Origin of the sequence: Methyloversatilis sp. MC4-4, from assembly GCF_049843555.1 — a bacterium.
Classification (GTDB): Bacteria; Pseudomonadota; Gammaproteobacteria; order Burkholderiales; family Rhodocyclaceae; genus Methyloversatilis; species Methyloversatilis discipulorum_B.
Genome location: NZ_JBBHZK010000003.1, coordinates 570,961 through 588,233 on the forward strand (window position 1 = coordinate 570,961; position 17,273 = coordinate 588,233).

A 17,273-nucleotide genomic window follows, 5' to 3' on the forward strand; every position below is an offset into this window, starting at 1 on the left:
AACGGCTGTACTGTTTGAAGAACAAACGCGCCTCAAAAACAAGGGCAATTCACAGAGTCATTACTGTCATTGAAACCGACGCCGAACGTGGAGTACCCACGCCCCGCTCACTACCTCGACATCCTATTCTTTCAATGCGATGACACTTCCAATCGCGATCGTGCCCGTGTGACTAGCACTCGCCAACCAATGCGCGATACCTAGCCCGCTCGAAATCGTCTTCAGACGGCGGTGTAATACGATAGAAGGCGCACCGCTGCGCAACGTCACAACCTCGACATCGGTAAAAGCGACACCATCGCCCCACCCCGTGCCGAGAGCCTTCAATACGGCCTCCTTGATGGCAAAGCGCGACGCAAGCCTTTCCGTTTTATCGCCGCCCTTGTCTGCGGCAGCCAATTCTGCGACGGTGAAGTAGCGACCCAAGAATTCGCTCGCCTTCTTATCTATTACTAGGCGGGAGAAATCAGAAATGTCGACGATATCGACACCATGTGCCACGACGTTCCGAAAATTCAAAATCTGAGGTTCGTCGCTCATGAGAGGGTCTCCTGTCGCCATTCAATTCGAACATCCTTTAGAGGACTCTCGAGCTGGCTTCCGCCGGGCATTGCCAGGCGGACCGAGAAAGCGAAGGCTCTTCGTGTCCTGATCGACCAGAATCTTCCCACCACCAGATCTCAGGACCTCGCGCCATACATCGAACCCAAGCAATATTGCGCGCTGCCACTCACCCAAGGACCGCTCACGTACCTCCAGAAGCGACGTCACGCCTTTGACTGTACGAAGCAACTTGTAATCCAAGTCGGTGACCCCTTCGAGCCACCGATGCTCCTTCGCATAGTCGAAAACCAACGCTGCGACGCCCTCATCTAGTACTTGCGCGCGGCCACCGTCCTGCACCTCGTCGACTTGAGGATTGCTCTTGCGTTTCCTCTTCAGCAGCTTTCGAATAACAGGCGACCACCCGAGTACCGCGACGTAGCCCAGATGAAAAACATCATGAAACCGATAGCCATCAGGGTCATCCGCGTTGTCCGTTAGGTCGTCACCGATCTTCTTTCCATTGACGCGCATGCGAATCTTCGTGCGTCCCTTCACGATGACCTCGCTGAGTTCAACTTCGAAACGTCGAGGCAGCCTCTCATTCTCTTCGAACTCCGCATCAAAAACGGCCCCCCCCGTATCTTGCGACCCCCAACGGCCCTGAGTCTTCTTCAGATTCGCTCGTGCGACATCGTCCAGCTTGAGATCGAACTTCGCGGCGACGTTGGCGACATACCAGAGCAAGTCGCCCAGTTCTTCCGACACACGCTCCCTGAACAGAAGATGCGAATCACCGTCTCGAAGGTGCTTTTTGTATTCGCTGAGCAATTCACCAGTCTCACCTGCCAGTCCGAGCAATGGAACCACGAGATCGGTTCCCGCATCGCCACATTCTTGTCCCAAAGGAACACGATCTGTCTTCTGTGCTTCTCGCTGGTAGGTGTTCAAGTTCATCACGAGTTTCCTAAGTCCAAAGTTGTCTGTGCATTTGGCCTGCCAAAGGTCTTCTCACCTCGCATAGATCCCCCTCGAGCCGAAAGGTCAGCCGCGATCTTCGAATTGATACCCCATTTGGGTGGATACCAAGGCAAGTCCAAGGGTCCAGTGGGAGAAAACTTCTGCTTGATGCGGGTCCGCCCCGAAATGCCGGCCACATCGGGGTGGGCAACCCGTGCGTACTTGTCGACTTCGCAAAATAGATTCTGGCAATCGATTAGCTGCAGCCTGCGCCCCCACAGGGATTGGAACTTAATCCCTAGCCGTTCGAATTCGCGCTCTTGGTTGTCGGCCATCAATCGGATCAGCTCCGCTTCGTTGAGCCCCGCGCTGTCGATGAAGCACTTTCTGAGGCCATCGCGAGCACCGGGGCCCGGTATGACAAAATCCATTTCCGAGAAGTCGGTGACTTCGCTGTAGTTGATGTCCGTCACGAACTGATATGCGAGAAAGTCCCCGATCGTGGGGTAGCTTCTGAGCAATTCGAACGCGGTCTGCATCTTCTTCAATCGAGCCAACTGGCCTGCAAGATCGTCAGCCATCATGCGCTCCAGTAAGCGCAAATGGTTCTGATGCTTTGCTGTATGACCGAACGTGGAACCTCCGGGCGGCATGATGTAGGCGGCCGAGTAGATTCGTCCCCCTGCCCTCATCGCCTGGCTCAGAACCTTATCGTAGTGCTCGAACTTGTAGTCCTTGAACGTAATCGCACCGAAGGCGTGTTCAAGCAACTTCCATGTCTCCACTTTGTTGAACAACTTGAACAGCAGCGTCCGGAAGAGCACCTCGGACGGCGACTGTGGCAGATCGCTGCGGTAGATCACATGCCTGATCAAATACTGGCTGACGCGATCCGACGCGCGATACGCGTTCGTAAACTTGTGCGCGGAAATCACCGGGTCACCGGTCCATGGCTCAGGCTTGCCCTCCAGCCTCTGGCAGAACACGTTCTGCCGCTCCACAGCGAACCGCCAGTAACTATCAAACACGGGTGTGACCTTAATGGGCAGCAGGTGAGACGGCCCAACGGTCGGTGCTGTAGCGGCCACGGGGTCATTCTCCGAAAGCGCACAGCTCTTGCTAGCTCCAACGCTCACGCTGCAGTCTCGATATCGGCGGCGAGCAAATTGGCGGTGTCAGCCTCCTGATACTTCAGAGGAAAACCCGCACGGGCTGCGTCGATCAGCGGTTGTAGGTCCGGATCAGACTTGGCAATGCCGTCTAGCTTCGCCACGCCCACAACGACATTCATTCTTAAAAGGTTCATTTTCATTTCATGGGCCATGAAGGCACCCAGCTGGGCAATGCCGAGATAGTTGCCATATGCCTTCTCGAACAGCTGCTGCGTCGCATAAAAAGCGTTGATCACAAGCCCTTGATCAGTCGGCTCAAAACTGACATGTTGAAGACAAGGGAATTGAAGTTGGGCATCGGCTACGTGGTCTCGCGCCGGATCGAATACGCTCGCCTGAAACATCGACCGCCGCACACCATCACGCCGCTCAAACTGGGAAAGGATCCATTCGAGCTGATTGCCGTCGCAGGGGCCGCGTCCGTACCCGGTCATTCGCTCGAAATAAAGACCGCGGCGGTTGGCCCGCGGATTCATCGCCTGATAACGTGGAAATGCATCCTTGTAGTACCGAAACAGCGCGGCGCGATCGCCCTGGGCAACCTGCCACAAGCGCTGCGGAAAGATCGTGAACGCGACATCTTCAACGCTGCGCTTGCATTTGGCCAAAAGCAGCGCATCGAGCGCTGCGCGGACGGCCGGTGTTTCCGGAACTGCACCCCGTCCATTGAAGCCAGTCACACTCAGGATCAGAGGCGATATCTCGCAACCAGTGTGATCGATGACGTGGAGCACTGCCTTGGCCCAAGCTCGCGAAATGCTAGGCTCCTCGACGAGGAGCGGGCCAATTGAATGGGGAAGCTTAGTCATCTTCGGTCTCCTCAAGGTGGCGGAATCGAGCCAGACCAATGTACTGTCGTCGTGCGATACGGACATAGGTCGCCCACGGTGTGCCGGGTATAGCCGCTCGAGTGATGCCACACTTTGCAGCGCGAAAAAGTCGCCCAGCAGCCAGCTCACGCTCGGGCACAAGCATTGAGGCGTCCACGACCACGCCCGAAGGAAGGAGCAGCAGCGCGTCCTGCTCCGTGTCGAGCGTCGGTGAATTCCAATGCTGATCCGCTACCGTAAGGGGCGTGGAAACGACTTCGCCGAGCAACTCCGTGCGAATCATCTTTGGCGTAATACGCCCGAGACGATCACGCTGCGCTTGGTTGATCATGTTGATGCCATAGGCGAGGTGATTCACCAGAGTCGCCTGGCCTACTCCGAAGTTGCAGGCGATGGAGTACATGTCGAGCGCTGTTGCACGGTTCGGATCCAGTCCGCGCTTCGCAAAAGCTTCCCGCAGGCCAAGTGTCGGCATCAAGACGAAGGCCGCGAAAGCATCTGCCAGGATCTCGTTTGGAGGACGATCTGCGCTAGTGGCCTGATCTTCTCGCAACTCGTCAATGGTTGAACCGTGCCCGAAAACGTGATGGCCTAGCTCATGCGCGCATGTGAAAGTTCTTCTAGCCAAGGGCCGGAGGGCAGAGACATGGATGCGCGGCTTGGGCGCCCGGTCGTACATACCTTCCATGTTGATATCGTTGAACCGAACTGCAACTTGGTTCGCGTCGCACAAGCCATAGATACAGACAGGACTCTTGAGGTCTAAGCCCGCGTTCACGCGCGCCTCGATCGATGCCTGCATGCCTCGCATCACCAGGTTTTTTCGTCCAGTGACCGATGTGTTCAAGAACCGAGCGCTCATTTGCTCCCCGCTCCCTCATCAACGTCCGAACTCCGCATCGACGCCAGTAGCCGCAGCAGTCGATCCAGGTCGTCGGACTTCAGCTTGCTCAATTCGCGCGCGGCAAGCTGGAGTCGCGGATCGTTCATTTCGAGCTGTTCAGCCGTTTCGCCAAGCAGCCACGAAACAGTGACATCGTAGGTCTCCGCGAATCTCACGAGTTCTTCGGCTGAAACACGACGGTTGCCGGCTTCGATCTCGGAAACTGTTGGGCGATGCATTTGCAGCAACTTTGCGACCTGCCCCTGAGAGAGGCCTGCGGCCTTTCTCGCCTCTCGCAAGCGTTCGGCGATCGCCGAACGCTGGGTGTCCGGGCGGTCTGTCATTGCGCAATCGCCTGCGGGGGGGCGACCAAGACTTGTGCTTCTGCAAGCGCAATGACCTTTGCCACGATCTCGTCGATCGTCAGCGCGACGCAGGAATCGTCCTGTCGGAAGATGTTCACATCATTGGCGATGCTGATCCCGAGCTTTGCACCTAGCATGCCAATGGCTACTGGCCATATCTTGCTATCAAACTTCTGCAGCTCCTCGATGGGTTTGGTCGCGCCGCCAAGTGGCGGGCACTCAAGCTCACTTGTGGCTTGAATAGTTGTAAGAACATCCACAAGAGCCGAGTGAACCAGTGCAGCTTTCATTTGAATCTCCTAACGGACCATTACGGCAGGTAAGAATATCTTACCACTCGTTTCTTCTTTCTGCAACGGCCTCTTGCATGCGGCCCTATCCGCCTGATGGATCCAGTCAGCGGGCGGTCATTCCCGCAGCTTGCGACTGCCGTCGCTTGTCGAGCGACCAGCCCACGTTGTCGAGGTACTCTTGCAGATCTGCGAGGTAGACGACCGGTTACAAGCATCAAAAACTCTCGTCACCTAAATTGTGTGACGGCAACCCGCCTTGACCAGCCGCTGAATTCGATGGAAAGAAAAGAGACCCTACATAGATCACGCAGACCATAAGGCTGCCACACACTCATCAGGAGGATGGGAAGACCTGGTGGAGAGTCTCAGCCAACTGTCTTTCGGGCTTTGCAGGAGGACGGAACAGCTTCGCCAGCGTAGGCCACGGCCCTCTTCGCACGATGCTGCTGAAGCCCGGCGATTACGGAATCGGCCTGCTGGGTTCAGCCGGCAGCGATGTCGGCCAGCCCGCGACGGGCGTCTTCAAGCAGAAGAAAATGGATGCGCTCGCGTTCCAGCCGGTGGTAGTAGCCCAGCCGGTCGGCGTTGATCAGCTCTACATAGCTTTCGCCGTTCTTGGTAATGATCTTCTCGGCGCCGGCCTTGGCCTGTTCGGCCAGTTCCGAAAGGTTGGCGTGAGCTTGGGTGGAGAGCGCCACGTCGCGTGCTGAAATACCCATGGCAGGCTCCCGGTGGGAAGGTGGCAGAATTCTGTACAGGCTATCGAGTCAGTTGCGTTGACGCCAGACGAAGCGGGCGCGCTCGACAACGTCCGGCGGATACTCCACGCGGTGGCTTATCGCACCTTCGCGTATTCCGCAGCCAATCGTGCTTTCAACGCTCCGGCCGTCACTGCACGCGAGGGGTCTGCCTTAAGCGCGTCATACGCAGGCCCGACCTGCCGTACCAACCAGTTCTCGACCGCGCGCAGACCATCACGGGGGGCTTTGCCTTCCCTGTCGCATTCACCAGAGCGATCAGTTTCGTTCATCGCCACACCATCATCCGCTGCTGAACGCGCCGCCGGCCCTCACTCCACCGTCACGCTCTTCGCCAGATTCCGCGGCTTGTCCACATCGGTGCCCTTCACCAGCGCGGCGTGATAAGCCAGCAGTTGCAGCGGCACGACGTGCAGCACCGGTGACAGCAGGCCGTAGTTCTCCGGCATGTTCAGGATGTGCACGCCCTCGCCTTCGACCATTTCGGTGCCGGCGTCAGCGATGACGTAGAGCTCGCCGCCGCGGGCGCGGACTTCCTGGATGTTGCTCTTGAGCTTTTCGATCAGCGCGTCGTTCGGGGCGATGGCGATGACCGGCATGTCGCGGTCGACCAGCGCCAGCGGGCCGTGCTTCAGTTCGCCGGCCGGGTAGGCTTCGGCGTGGATGTAGGAAATTTCCTTGAGCTTGAGCGCGCCTTCGAGCGCGATCGGGTAGTGCTGGCCGCGGCCAAGGAAGAGAGCGTGGTGCTTCATGGCGAAGCGTTCGGCCCAGGCCTGGATCTGCGGCTCCAGCTCGAGCACGCGGGTGACCGCGCCCGGCAGGTGGCGCAGCGCGCCGAGGTATTTCTCTTCCTGCGCGACGCTGAGCGTGCCGCGGGTCTTGGCCATGGCCAGCGTGAGCAGCGCGAGCGCGGCGAGCTGGGTGGTGTAGGCCTTGGTCGAGGCGACGCCGATTTCCGGGCCGGCGCGGGTGATGAAACGCAGGCTGGATTCGCGCACGATCGCGGATTCCGGTACGTTGCAGATGGCCAGCGTGCGGGTCATGCCGAGCGACTTGGCGTACTTCAGCGCTGCCAGTGTGTCGGCGGTTTCGCCGGACTGCGAAATGGTGACGACCAGCGTGTCGGGGTCGGCCACCGGGCGGCGGTAGCGGTACTCGCTGGCGATCTCGACCGAGCATTCGATGCCAGCGATGTCTTCCAGCCAGTAGCGGGCGACCAGGCCGGCGTGGAAGCTGGTGCCGCAGGCGAGCACGAGCACGCGGCGCACCGAGCGGAACACGCTGTCGGCTTCGGCGCCGAACAGGTTGGGCGTGATCGAGCGCGCCTGCGCCAGCATTTCGAGCGTGTTCGACAGCGCAGCCGGCTGCTCGAAAATCTCTTTCTGCATGTAGTGGCGGTAGCTGCCCAGTTCGACCGCGTCAGCCGACAGCTGGCTCACCTGCACCGGGCGTTCGACCGGCGTGCCGTCGAGCCGCATGATGCGCATCGAGTCGCGGGTGAGTTCGGCCATGTCGCCGTCTTCGAGGTAGATCATGTTGCGCGTGACCTGCAGCAGCGCCGAGGTGTCGGAGGCGGCGTAGTTGCCGGAATCCGACTGGCCCAGCACCAGCGGCGAACCGTGGCGGGCGACGACGATGCGCGAGTCTTCGCCTTCGGTGACGATGGCGATGGCGTAGGCGCCGACCAGTTCACCGCAGGTGGCGCGCACGGCGTCGAGCAGGTCCGCGTTGCTCTTGAGATGGTGGCGCACCAGATGGGCGATCACTTCGGTGTCGGTTTCCGAGGTGAAGGTGTAGCCCAGGCCGGTGAGGCGGGCGCGCAGCGGCTCGAAGTTCTCGATGATGCCGTTGTGCACGACGGCCAGACCGTCGCTGATGTGCGGGTGCGCATTGCGCTCGGACGGCACGCCGTGCGTGGCCCAGCGGGTGTGGGCGATGCCGATCGACGCGTCGAGATTCTGTTCGCTGGCCTGGGTAGCCAGTTCGGCCACGCGGCCGACCGAGCGCAGGCGGCGCAGCTCGGTGCCGTTTGCGCCATTCAGCACGGCGAGGCCGGCCGAGTCATAGCCCCGGTATTCGAGCTTGCGCAGCCCTTCGAGCAGGACGGGAACGATGTTCTGGCCGGCGATGGCCGCGACGATGCCACACATGGGAAATCCTTTGCCGTTGCGATGCGTTGTGTGTCGGTTACTGCCCGGTCATTTCTTTTTCTTCACCGGCCGGGTCCAGCCGGTGATGGTGGTCTGGCGCACGCGCGAGATGGTGAGCTCGCCCGGCGGTGCGTCCTGTGTCAGCGTGGTGCCGGCGCCCAGCGTGGCGCCACGGCCGACGGTGACCGGCGCAACCAGCTGGGTGTCGGAGCCAATGAACACGTCGTCTTCGATGATGGTGCGGAATTTGTTGGCGCCGTCGTAGTTGCAGCAGATGGTGCCGGCGCCGATGTTCACGCGGCTGCCCACGGTGGCGTCGCCGACGTAGGCAAGGTGGTTGGCCTTGCTATGGGCGGCGATGTCGCTGTTCTTCACCTCGACGAAGTTACCGATGTGCACGTCTTCCGCCAGGTTCGCGCCGGGACGCAGACGCGCGTAGGGGCCGAGCTGGCAGCCGGCGCCGACCACGGCGTCGTCGAAATGGCAGAAGGGGGCGATGACGGTGCCGGCGGCGACGGTGACGTTGCGCAGCACCGAGTGCGCGCCCACCTTGACGCCGTCGCCCAGTTCGACGCGGCCTTCGAAGATGCAGCCGATGTCGATCTCGACGTCACGGCCGCACACCAGCTCACCGCGTACGTCGATGCGTGCCGGGTCGCGCAGCGTGACGCCCTCGGCCAGCAGGCGCTCGGCGTTCTCGCGCTGGTGGATGCGTTCGAGTTCGGCCAGTTGCGCCTTGTCGTTCACGCCCAGCGTTTCCGACACACGCGCAGGCTGCGTGCTCACCACCGGCACGCCGTCGCGCACGGCGGCGGCAACCACGTCGGTCAGGTAGTACTCGCGCTGGGCGTTGTCGTTCGACAGCTGGTCGAGCCAGCCGGCGAGCTTGCCGCCGGGCACGACCATGATGCCGGTGTTCACTTCGCGGATGGCGCGCTCGGCCTCGGAGGCATCCTTCTGCTCGACGATGCGCACGATGCGGCCTTCGCCGTCGCGCACGATGCGGCCGTAGCCGGTCGGGTCGTCGAAGCTGACGGTGAGGATGGCGAGCTTGTCGTTGCCGGCCGCTTCGGCCAGCTTGACCAGGGTGTCGGCACGCAGCAGCGGCACGTCGCCGTAAAGTATGAGCACCGGCTCGTCGCGCGACAGGTGCGGCAGCGCCTGGCGGACGGCGTGACCGGTGCCGAGCTGTTCGGCCTGCAGCGCCCAGTCCACCGCGACATCAGGGAAGGCCGCGCGCACTGCGTCGCCACCGTGGCCGTACACCACGCAGGTGTGCGACGGGTTCAGGGACGCTGCGGTGCGCAGCACATGCCCGAGCAGCGGGCGGTCAGACAGGGGTTGCAGCACCTTGGGCAGGGCGGAGCGCATGCGCTTGCCTTGGCCGGCTGCCAGAATGACGATCTGCATCGGACACCATATGGCGGAAAACCGCGTGGATTCTAGCATTCGGGGTACGACGGCCTGCTGCGCAGCAGTTCTCGCCCACCGCGTGTTTGCAACCTGCCGACGTGTGCGTTGCCATAGATTTAACAATTCAACCGGGAGGTCTACGACATGAAAGCCGTCGCCCTTTACGCCGCAATGTGCATGCTGCCCGTGACGTCGTTCGCGGGAGACACGGTGCACCGCTGGGTCGATGAACGCGGCGTCGTGAATTACGGCGACGCACCGCCCGAGGGGCGCAAATCGACGCCGGTGCGCACGATCGATCCGCTCACCGTGACCGGCTCGCCGCCCCCTGCCCGTGCCGCGACGCCGCCAGCCCCGACAGGTGGCGTGGCAGACCGCGACGCGGTGCAGCGCGAAGTCGAATCGGCATTGCAGCGGGAACGTGCGTCGGCCGCGCGAGAGAGCGCCGCGCGGCAGGAGGCGGCGATGGCGGAAGCGCGCCGACGCTGCCTGGAACAGCGGCGGGTGGATTGCGACGATCCGGTTCTGCTCGAGGAGCCCCTGTACGGCGTGCCGCCGCGCATCATCCGTCGCCACCCTCCCCTCTACCCGCCGATAGCCCGTCCGCCCGCACCGCCCCCGGAGCCGCCAGTGCTGATGCGAAAGTTGCCGTAGGTGGGCGCTTGAGCGGTCGCCGGCGAGTGGGCGGGGCTCTGTGGGAGGGGTCTTGACCCCGACAGCAGCCTGCATCGAAGCCCGCGGACTGCAACGGCGGCGTCGCGGCCAAGGCCGCTCCCACAGGGGAGGCGCCCGATTCGCAGCCGGAGCCCGGGCGGGGTTCTGTGGGAGGGGTCTTGACCCCGACGGCAGCCTGTATCGAAGCCGGCGGACCGCAGCGGCCGTGTCGCGGCCAAGGCCGCTCCCACAGGGGGGCGCCAGACCTGCGGCCCGAGGCGGAATCAGGGTTCTGTGGGAGGGGTCTTCTGACCCCGACAGCGGCCTGAATCGAAGCCGATGGACTTGTTGCGGTCGCGTCGCGGCCAAGGCCGCTCCTACAAGGGAGGCGCCTGACCCGCGGCCCGAGCCGGAGCCGGGGTTCTGTGGGAGGGGTCTTCTGACCCCGACAGCGGCCTGAATCGAAGCCGATGGACTTGTTGCGGTCGCGTCGCGGCCAAGGCCGCTCCTACAAGAGAGGCGCCTGACCCGCGGCCCGAGCCGGAGCCGGGGTTCGGTGGGAAGGGTCTTCTGACCCCGACAGCGGCCTGAATCGGAGCCGGCGGACTTGTTGCAGCTGCGTCGCGGCCAAGGCCGCTCCTACAAGGGAGGCGCCTGATCCGCGGCCCGATCCGGAGCCGGGGTTCTTGGGAGGGGTCTTCTGACCCCGACAGCGGCCTGGATTGAGGCCGGCGGACCGCAGCGGCTGCGTCGCGGCCAAGGCCGCTCCTACAAGAGAGGCGCCTGATCCGCGGCCCGAGCCGGGCATTTGTGGGAGCGAGCTTGCTCGCGATTGCGGCCCTCGCGCCAACGCCGGCCAGTTGGCCGGCGTTCCCCACTCCCCGAAGGGCGTTCGCGAGGGCTGAGGGAGACTTAACGCGGAAGCGTGGTACTGCCCATCAGGAACTGATCAACTTCGCGGGCGCATTGGCGCCCTTCTCTGATCGCCCACACCACCAGCGATTGTCCGCGGCGCATGTCGCCGGCGGCGAATACCTTGGGCACGTTGGTGGCGTAGCAGCCTTCACCGTCGGTGGTGGCGCGGGCGTTGCCACGGCCGTCCTTCTCGACGCCGAAGCTCTCGATGATGCTGCCAGCCGGGCTGACGAAGCCCATCGCGAGCAGCACGAGGTCGGCCTTCAGCAGTTGCTCGGTGCCGGCCACTTCCTGCATGCGGCCGTCCTTCCACTCGACGCGCACGGTCTTGACCTGGGTGACCTTGCCGTTCTCGCCGATGAATTCCTTGGTGGCGATCGCCCAGTCACGCTCGCAGCCTTCTTCGTGGCTGGACGAGGTGCGCAGCTTGATCGGCCAGTAGGGCCATACCAGCGGCTTGTTCTCCGACTCCGGCGGCTGCGGCATCAGTTCGAACTGGATGACGCTGGCCGCGCCGTGACGGTTCGAGGTGCCGACGCAGTCGGAACCGGTGTCGCCGCCGCCGATCACGACCACGTGCTTGCCGGTGGCCATGATCTGGTCGGGCACGGTGTCGCCGGCAACGACGCGGTTCTGCAGCGGCAGGAAGTCCATCGCGAAATGCACGCCGGCCAGTTCGCGGCCCGGCACCGGCAGGTCGCGCGGCTGTTCCGCGCCACCGGCGAGGATGACGGCGTCGAACTCGGCCTTCAGCTGCTCGGGGCTGACCACGGTCGCGGCATCGCTGTGCACCGGCGAACCTTCGGGCAGCGGGCCGACCTGCACGCCGGTGCGGAAGGTCACGCCTTCGGCTTCCATCTGTGCGATGCGGCGGTCGATGTGCGACTTTTCCATCTTGAAGTCGGGGATGCCGTAGCGCAGCAGACCGCCGACGCGGCTGTTCTTCTCGAACACGGTCACGTCGTGACCGGCACGCGCCAGTTGCTGCGCGGCGGCCATGCCGGCCGGGCCGGAACCGACGACCGCGACCTTCTTGCCGGTCTTCGTCGCCGGCGGTTGCGGCACCACCCAGCCGTTCTCCCAAGCCTTGTCGATGATGGCGTGCTCGATCGACTTGATGCCCACCGCGTCGCTGTTGATGTTCAGCGTACAGGCGGCTTCGCACGGCGCCGGACAGATGCGGCCGGTGAATTCCGGGAAGTTGTTGGTCGAGTGCAGCACCTCGATCGCCTGCTTCCAGTCCTGGCGATAAACCAGGTCGTTGAAGTCGGGGATGATGTTGTTGACCGGGCAGCCGCTGTTGCAGAACGGGATGCCGCAGTCCATGCAGCGCGCACCCTGGATCTTCGCTTCCTCGTCGCTCAGGTGGAGCACGAACTCCTTGTAGTTGCGCACGCGCTCGGCGACCGGCAGCGAAGCTTCGGACAGACGCTGGTACTCAAGAAAACCGGTGGACTTTCCCATGTTCGATTCTTTTCCTGTTACTTGGCCATCGCTGCAGCAGGCGCATCCGCCTTGGCAGCCATTTCACGCAGCGCGCGGCGATACTCGACCGGCATCACCTTGACGAACTTGCCACGGGCATTCGCCCAGTCGGCGAGGATGTCGGCGGCACGCTTCGAGCCCGAGAAGGCGGCGTGACGCGCGATCAGGCGACGCAGAATGGCTTCGTCGCTCATCGTCAGGTGGTTGATCGCCGCCTCGCCGATGATGTCGTCGTCCGACTCGTCAGCCAGGTCACCGCTGATCACATCCAGTTCGACCATCGACATGTTGCAGCGCTTGGCGAAGCTGCCGTCCTCGTCATAGACGTAGGCGACGCCGCCCGACATGCCGGCAGCGAAGTTGCGGCCGGTCTGGCCGAGCACGACCACGGTACCGCCGGTCATGTATTCGCAGCCGTGGTCACCGGTACCCTCGACCACCGCGATGGCGCCCGAGTTGCGCACGGCGAAACGCTCGCCGGCAACGCCGCGGAAGTAGCACTCGCCTTCGGTCGCACCGTAGAGCACGGTGTTGCCGACGATGATGTTCTTTTCCGATGCGCCGCGGAAAGCGTCCGACGGCTTGATCACGATGCGGCCGCCGGACAGGCCCTTGGCGACGTAGTCGTTGCCCTGGCCGGTCAGTTCCAGCGTGATGCCGCGCGCGATGAAGGCGCCGAAGCTCTGGCCTGCGGTGCCGCTGAGCTTCACCATGATGGTGTTGTCAGGCAGACCCTTGTGGCCGTAGCGGCGCGCCACTTCGTGCGACAGCATGGTGCCGGCGGTGCGGTTCACATTGGTGATCGGCGATTCGACGACGACCGGCTTGCCGGTTTCGATGGCGTCCTTCGCCTTGGCGATCAGGCTGTGGTCGAGCGCGCGGTCGATGCCGTGGTCCTGCGTTTCACTGTGCACGCGCGACACTTCGGCCGGAACCGGCGGCATGTAGAAGATGCGCGAGAAGTCGAGGCCGCGCGCCTTCCAGTGTTCGATGCCGGCGCGGGTGTCGAGCAGGTCGGAGCGGCCGACCAGATCGTCGAACTTGCGCACGCCCATCGAGGCCATCAGTTCGCGCACTTCTTCGGCGACGAAGAAGAAGTAATTGACCACGTGTTCCGGCTGGCCGGTGAATTTCTTGCGCAGCACCGGATCCTGGGTGGCGACGCCGACCGGGCAGGTGTTGAGGTGGCACTTGCGCATCATGATGCAGCCCTCGACCACCAGCGGTGCGGTGGCGAAGCCGAATTCGTCGGCGCCGAGCAGCGCGCCGATCAGCACGTCGCGGCCGGTCTTCATCTGACCGTCGGCCTGCACGCGGATGCGGCCGCGCAGGCGGTTCAGCACCAGGGTCTGCTGGGTTTCGGCCAGGCCGAGTTCCCACGGCGTACCGCAGTGCTTGATCGACGAAATCGGGCTGGCACCGGTGCCGCCGTCATGGCCGGCGATCACCAGGTGGTCGGCCTTGGCCTTGGACACGCCGGCGGCCACGGTACCGACACCGATTTCCGACACCAGCTTGACCGAGATCGACGCCGTCGGATTCGAGTTCTTCAGGTCGTGGATCAGCTGGGCCAGATCCTCGATCGAGTAGATGTCGTGGTGCGGCGGCGGCGAAATCAGACCGACGCCCGGCACCGAGTGGCGCAGGAAGCCGATGTATTCCGACACCTTGTGGCCGGGCAGCTGACCGCCTTCGCCCGGCTTGGCGCCCTGGGCCATCTTGATCTGGATCTGGTCGGAGTTGGCCAGGTACTCGGCGGTGACGCCGAACCGGCCGGACGCGACCTGCTTGATCTTCGAGCGCAGCGAATCGCCCTTCTTCAGCGGCAGCGCGACTTCGACGCGCGACGAGCCGATCAGCTTGTCGAGCGTGGTGTCTTCGGTCACCGGGTTGAAGCGGATCGGGTCTTCACCGCCCTCGCCGGTGTTCGACTTGCCGCCGATGCGGTTCATCGCGATGGCCAGCGTGGTGTGCGCTTCGGTCGAGATCGAGCCGAGCGACATCGCACCAGTGGCGAAGCGCTTGACGATTTCGGTCGCCGGCTCGACTTCGGACAGCGGCACCGGTGCGCCCGCCGGCTTGATGTCGAACAGACCGCGCAGCGTCATGTGACGCTTGGTCTGGTCGTTGATGATGCGGGCGTATTCCTTGTACGTGTCGTACTTATTGGTACGCGTCGAGTGCTGCAGCTTGGCGATCGCGTCCGGCGTCCACATGTGCTCTTCGCCGCGGATGCGGAAGGCGTATTCGCCGCCGGCATCGAGCGCATTGGCCAGCACCGGGTCGTTGCCGAAGGCCTGGGCGTGCGTGCGCAGCGCCTCTTCGGCCACTTCCTGCAGGCCGATGCCTTCGACCTGGGTGGCGGTGCCGGTGAAGTAGCGGGCGACGAAGGCCGAGTTGAGACCGATCGCTTCGAAGATCTGCGCGCCGCTGTACGACTGGTAGGTCGAGATGCCCATCTTGGACATGACCTTGTTCAGGCCCTTGCCCACCGCCTTGATGAAGCGCTTCGATGCGTCCTTGGTCGACAGACCGGACGGCAGCTCGTTGGAAATTTCGGCGATGGTGTCGAAAGCCAGCCACGGACAGATCGCTTCGGCGCCGTAACCGGCAAGCAGCGCGAAATGATGGGTTTCACGCGCCGAACCGGTATCGATGACGAGGCCGGTCAGCGTGCGCAGGCCCTTGCGCACCAGGTGGTGATGCACGGCCGACGTGGCCAGCAGCGCCGGGATGGCGACGCGCTCGCGCGAGGCGGCACGGTCGGACAGGATGACGATGTTGAAACCGTCGGCCACCGACTTCTCGGCCGCTTCCTGCAGGCGCTTGATCGCCCCTTCGCAGGCCGCGGCGCCGTCAGCCGCCGGGTAGGTGATGTCGAGTACCAGCGAGCGGTACTTGCCACCGGTCAGACGCTCGATGTCGCGCAGGCGCAGCACGTCTTCGTTGGTGAGCACCGGCTGGGTGACTTCCAGGCGCGGCGTCAGGCCGTCCTCGTTGTCGGCCACACCCATCAGGTTGGGACGCGGGCCGATGAAGGAGGCGAGCGACATCACGATCTCTTCGCGGATCGGGTCGATCGGCGGGTTCGTGACCTGGGCGAACAGCTGCTTGAAGTAGGAATACAGCGGCTTGTTCTTGTCCGACAGCACCGGCAGCGCGGAGTCGTTACCCATCGAGCCGATGGCTTCTTCGCCGCCGGCCGCCATCGGCGCCAGGATGAACTTGATGTCTTCCTGCGTGTAGCCGAAGGCCTGCTGCGTATCGAGCAGGGTTTCGCTGCGCTCGGTGGCGTACTTGATCTCTTCCAGTTCGGTCAGGAAGAAACGCGAATCGGTGATCCACTTGTCGTACGGATACTCGGTGGACAGCTCGTGTTTGAGGGCGGCGTCCTCGATGATCGCGCCCTTTTCGAGGTCGATCATGAACATCTTGCCCGGCTGCAGACGCCACTTCTGCACGATGCGCTCGTCCGGAATCGGCAGCACGCCCATTTCGGAGGCCATCACGACCATGTCGTCGTCGGTGACCAGGAAGCGCGCCGGGCGCAGGCCATTGCGGTCCAGCGTGGCGCCGATCTGACGGCCGTCGGTGAAGGCCACGGCGGCGGGGCCGTCCCACGGCTCCATGATGGCGGCGTGGAATTCGTAGAAGGCGCGACGCTCTTCGTCCATCAGCGGATTGCCGGCCCAGGCTTCGGGGATCAGCATCATCATGGCGTGGGCCAGCGAGTAGCCGCCCATCACCAGCAGTTCGAGCGCGTTGTCGAACGAGGCCGAATCGGAGCCGCCTTCGACGATGAGCGGCCACAGCTTGTCGAGATCGTCGCCGAGGGCGGCCGACTTCATCGACTTCTGACGCGCCTTCATCCAGTTGATGTTGCCGCGCACGGTGTTGATTTCACCGTTGTGGGCAATCATGCGGAAGGGGTGCGCCAGATCCCAGGTCGGGAAGGTGTTGGTCGAGAAGCGCTGGTGTACCAGCGCCAGCGCGGACTGGGCGCGCGCGTCCTGCAGGTCGAGGAAGTACTCGCCGACCTGGTGCGCCAGCAGCATGCCCTTATATACAAGGGTGCGCGAGGACAGCGACGGAATGTAGAACTGCTTCACGTCGGCCAGCTTCAGCGCGCGCACTGCGTGCTCGACACGCTTGCGCACGACGAACAGCTTGCGTTCGAAGGCGGTCTGGTCGGCCACGGAATCGGGGCGGGCGATGAACACCTGACGCATCTGCGGCTCGATCGCTCGCGCGGCTTCGGCCAGGATGCTGCTGTCGCGCGGAACGTCGCGCCAGCCGAGGAAGGAGAGGCCTTCTTCGTGGATGATGCGCGCTACGACCGACTCACAGGCGGCACAGCCATTGGCCGATTGCGGCAGGAAAACGGTGCCACAGGCGTAATCGCCGGCGGGCGGCAGCGTGATGCCGATCTTCGCGGCCTCGGCGCGCATCAGCGCATCGGGCATCTGGATCAGAATGCCGGCGCCATCGCCGAGCAGCGGGTCGTAACCGGTTGCGCCACGGTGATCGAGGTTCTTCAGGATCAGCAGACCCTGTTCGATGATGTCGTGCGATTTGCGATTCTTGATGTTCGCAACGAAACCCACACCACATGCATCACGCTCGTTTTCGGGGTCGTACAGACCCTGAGTATGGGGAAGACCCATTGCTTTCGTCCTCGAAACTCGTTTGCCAACCGCGCGCGGCATCGCTCTGATCGCTCGCCACTGCGGGAATTCGCACCGCCGCATCCACGAAAAAGCCGGTTTCCGCGGTCATCCTCTGAAGGGGATTTGGCGGGCACCGGCTCGGGTGGCCTCGCCGACTCGTCGGTGAGACCGGCACAGGCACTTTG

At 63.2% G+C, this 17,273-nt stretch carries 13 protein-coding genes; 1 reads left to right on the forward strand and 12 read right to left on the reverse strand.

What is annotated here, in order from left to right; all coding sequences use genetic code 11:
• Positions 1-123: 123 nt before the first annotated feature.
• The 10 genes from acpS to glmU form a co-directional block, all read right to left on the reverse strand.
• The gene (acpS, locus tag WDZ97_RS15655) at positions 124-540 is read right to left on the reverse strand and encodes a holo-ACP synthase (RefSeq protein WP_425763356.1); all 417 of its coding nucleotides are present in this window, start codon (positions 538-540) and stop codon (positions 124-126) included.
• A 21-nt stretch (positions 541-561) separates the two neighbouring features.
• Complete coding sequence (locus WDZ97_RS15660; RefSeq protein WP_425763357.1) at positions 562-1,500, reverse strand: nucleoside triphosphate pyrophosphohydrolase family protein; 939 nt, start codon at positions 1,498-1,500, stop codon at positions 562-564.
• Positions 1,500-2,591 carry a nucleotide kinase domain-containing protein gene (locus tag WDZ97_RS15665; protein WP_425763358.1) on the reverse strand — a complete coding sequence of 364 codons (1,092 nt, stop codon included), beginning with the start codon at positions 2,589-2,591 and terminating at the stop codon, positions 1,500-1,502. The genes WDZ97_RS15660 and WDZ97_RS15665 overlap by 1 nt, the downstream gene beginning before the upstream one ends.
• Positions 2,592-2,635: 44 nt before the next feature.
• Positions 2,636-3,484, reverse strand: coding sequence for a hypothetical protein (locus WDZ97_RS15670; RefSeq protein ID WP_425763359.1), 849 nt, complete (start codon positions 3,482-3,484; stop codon positions 2,636-2,638).
• Entirely contained in the window at positions 3,477-4,352 is an 876-nt protein-coding gene (locus WDZ97_RS15675; RefSeq protein ID WP_425763360.1) for an ImmA/IrrE family metallo-endopeptidase, read from the reverse strand. Before WDZ97_RS15675 ends, WDZ97_RS15670 begins: the two co-directional genes overlap by 8 nt.
• Before the next feature lie 11 nt (positions 4,353-4,363).
• Positions 4,364-4,732: a helix-turn-helix domain-containing protein gene (locus tag WDZ97_RS15680; protein WP_425763361.1), complete on the reverse strand. Its 369-nt coding sequence runs from the start codon at positions 4,730-4,732 to the stop codon at positions 4,364-4,366.
• Positions 4,729-5,043: a hypothetical protein gene (locus WDZ97_RS15685; protein ID WP_425763362.1), complete on the reverse strand. Its 315-nt coding sequence runs from the start codon at positions 5,041-5,043 to the stop codon at positions 4,729-4,731. Before WDZ97_RS15685 ends, WDZ97_RS15680 begins: the two co-directional genes overlap by 4 nt.
• A gap of 485 nt (positions 5,044-5,528) precedes the next feature.
• Positions 5,529-5,765 carry a prevent-host-death protein gene (locus WDZ97_RS15690; protein WP_425763363.1) on the reverse strand — a complete coding sequence of 79 codons (237 nt, stop codon included), beginning with the start codon at positions 5,763-5,765 and terminating at the stop codon, positions 5,529-5,531.
• 350 nt (positions 5,766-6,115) lie between these two features.
• Positions 6,116-7,954, reverse strand: a complete 1,839-nt coding sequence (gene glmS, locus WDZ97_RS15695; protein WP_425763364.1) for a glutamine--fructose-6-phosphate transaminase (isomerizing) — start codon at positions 7,952-7,954, stop codon at positions 6,116-6,118.
• A 48-nt stretch (positions 7,955-8,002) separates the two neighbouring features.
• Positions 8,003-9,364: a bifunctional UDP-N-acetylglucosamine diphosphorylase/glucosamine-1-phosphate N-acetyltransferase GlmU gene (glmU, locus tag WDZ97_RS15700; protein WP_304006619.1), complete on the reverse strand. Its 1,362-nt coding sequence runs from the start codon at positions 9,362-9,364 to the stop codon at positions 8,003-8,005.
• Positions 9,365-9,511: 147 nt separating this feature from the next.
• Here glmU and WDZ97_RS15705 point away from each other — a divergent pair, with 147 nt between their 5' ends.
• Positions 9,512-10,021, forward strand: a complete 510-nt coding sequence (locus WDZ97_RS15705; protein WP_425763365.1) for a DUF4124 domain-containing protein — start codon at positions 9,512-9,514, stop codon at positions 10,019-10,021.
• Positions 10,022-10,933: 912 nt separating this feature from the next.
• Here WDZ97_RS15705 and WDZ97_RS15710 read toward each other — a convergent pair.
• On the reverse strand, positions 10,934-12,400 hold the full coding sequence (locus tag WDZ97_RS15710) for a glutamate synthase subunit beta (RefSeq protein WP_020166069.1): 1,467 nt from the start codon (positions 12,398-12,400) through the stop codon (positions 10,934-10,936).
• Between the two features lie 17 nt (positions 12,401-12,417).
• Positions 12,418-17,085, reverse strand: a complete 4,668-nt coding sequence (locus tag WDZ97_RS15715; RefSeq protein WP_425763366.1) for a glutamate synthase-related protein — start codon at positions 17,083-17,085, stop codon at positions 12,418-12,420.
• Positions 17,086-17,273 lie beyond the last annotated feature (188 nt).